We start from the raw sequence: 2,122 nt of genomic DNA, 5'->3' as shown, positions 1-2,122 counted from the left end.
GCCGTGCCATTTCCAGCGCCCGGAATACCGTCAACATGGCCCGGGAGGCCCTCACGTTTCCCACCCCGGCCAGCGCCGCGCCGGCTATCCCTGCCGGTGTGGAGTCCGGCGTCGACGGCGTCGTCCCCTGGGTCACCCCGAACCCGGACTTCTACCGCATCGACACCGCGCTGAGCGTGCCGCAGATCGACCTGGAGACCTGGGAGCTGCGGGTGCACGGCATGGTCGAGGAAGAATTCACCATCACGTTCCGGGACCTGCTCGATGCCGACCTGATCGAACGCCACATCACCCTCACCTGTGTGTCCAACCCGGTCGGCGGAAATCTGGCGGGCAACGCCAAATGGCTCGGCTACCCGCTCCGCGACCTGCTGGCCCGCGCCAGGCCCACGGCCGGCGCCGACATGGTCCTTTCCACCAGTACCGACGGTTTCAGCGCCTCCACTCCCCTGCCGATCCTGCAGGATGACCGCGATGCGATGCTCGCCATTTCAATGAACGGCGAGCCCCTGCCGCTGGAGCATGGCTTCCCCGTCCGCATGGTGGTGCCCGGCCTGTACGGCTACGTGTCAGCCACCAAATGGGTGGTGGACCTTGAGGTCACCCGATTCGCCGACAAGACCGCCTACTGGACCGACCGCGGTTGGTCCGAGCAGGGGCCGATCAAGACCATGGCCCGCGTCGAGGTGCCCCGTTCCTTCGCCCAGGTGTCGGCCGGGACGTCGACCATCGGCGGCTCCGCCTGGGCCCAGCACCGCGGCATCACCAAGGTGGAGGTCCAGGTCGATGACGGCGACTGGGAGGAAGCCACTCTCGCCGCCGAAGCCTCGGTGGACACCTGGCGCCAGTGGTCCCATGAGATCAACGTCGAAGCGGGCTCCCACTCCGTCCGCGCCCGCGCCTACGACCCCGACGGCGTACAGACCGAGGAACGCGCCGACACGGTGCCCAACGGCGCCTCCGGCTGGCAGTCAGTGCAGTTCACCGCCGAATAGCGCTCCCCAAACCTTGTACCCACCGGATGTCCGTTCCTCCGGTGGGTACAAGCTCCACCTCGACAGCCGATAAGCGATACTTGTCTCATGCCTCAGACTTTCTCCTCCGCCGACGCCGTCGAACTTGCCGTCCTGGAACGCAACGGCTTCATCGAATCGCGCCACCTGGGATCTGCAGTGATCCTCGCCGCCGATGGCACTGTGGTCACTGAACTCGGCGACATCCACGCCCCCATCTTTCCCCGCTCCACCCTGAAGCCCTTTCAGGCGCTCGCCGCGATGCAGTCTGGAGTGCCGTTGCGTGGGCCTCAGGTCGCTCTGGCCGCGGCCAGCCACGTGGGATCGCATGAGCACATGGATGTGGTGCGCACCATGCTCAGCGCGGCAGGAGTCTCGGAGGAGCACCTCCAATGCCCCGCCGACTGGCCCCAGGACGAGGAAGCCCGCAACTGGCTGATCCGCACGGAGAAGGGCAAGCAGCGCATCGCGTTCAACTGCTCCGGCAAACACGCCGCTTTCCTGTGGGCCTGCACCGAGAACAACTGGGACCACTCCACGTATCTTGACCCCTCCCACCCGTTGCAGGAGCGCATCGCCGCGGTCATTGAGGAGTACACCGAAGAGAAGATTTCCCACTGGGGTGTCGACGGCTGCGGGGCGCCCCTCGCCGCCGTCTCGCTGACGGGCCTCGCCCGCGGCATCGGCAAGTTCTCCAAGGCACCCTCGGACAAGAACGCTGACGCCCGCGCCGCGACCATTGCCACCGCGATGCTCGACTACCCCTGGGCCGTACACGGCCGGGGCCGCGAAAACTCGGTAGTGATGGAGGATCTGGGCATCATCTCCAAGAACGGCGCCGAAGGCGTCCTCGTCATGGGCACCGATACCGGAGTCTCCCTTGCCCTCAAAATACTCGACGGCAACATCCGCGCCACCACGCTGGTGGGCCTGACCCTCCTGGCTGCCACCGGCGCCGTCGACGCCGACAAAGTGAGCGCAGTCCTCGGCAAGGTGGTCCCTCCGGTGATGGGCGGCAGCGCAGCGGTCGGCAAGCTTCGGCTCGCCGCACCGGTCATGGCTCTCCTGGACTAGGCCCCATGGGACGACGACGGATCCCCGCCCCGGCC

At 67.0% G+C, this 2,122-nt stretch carries 1 protein-coding gene and 1 pseudogene (1 of these 2 cut by a window edge); both read left to right on the top strand.

Annotated elements, in window-relative coordinates; genetic code table 11:
• Window positions 1-995 (top strand): annotated as a pseudogene (locus tag K728_RS19650) (molybdopterin-dependent oxidoreductase); it begins 579 nt to the left of the window's first position.
• 87 nt (window positions 996-1,082) lie between these two features.
• Window positions 1,083-2,087: an asparaginase gene (locus tag K728_RS0115240; protein ID WP_019483136.1), complete on the top strand. Its 1,005-nt coding sequence runs from the start codon at window positions 1,083-1,085 to the stop codon at window positions 2,085-2,087.
• Window positions 2,088-2,122 lie beyond the last annotated feature (35 nt).

Origin of the sequence: Arthrobacter sp. CAL618 (assembly GCF_000468215.1) — a bacterium.
Taxonomy (GTDB): domain Bacteria; phylum Actinomycetota; class Actinomycetes; order Actinomycetales; family Micrococcaceae; genus Arthrobacter_D.
Note: the sequence above shows the minus strand (reverse complement) of the source record. Positions and strands in the feature narration are given on the sequence as shown.

What these genes read in the sequence shown, in the direction of transcription:
- K728_RS0115240 (WP_019483136.1), top strand. Translation starts at nt 1,083, where the DNA reads ATGCCTCAGACTTTCTCCTCCGCCGACGCCGTCGAACTTGCCGTCCTG.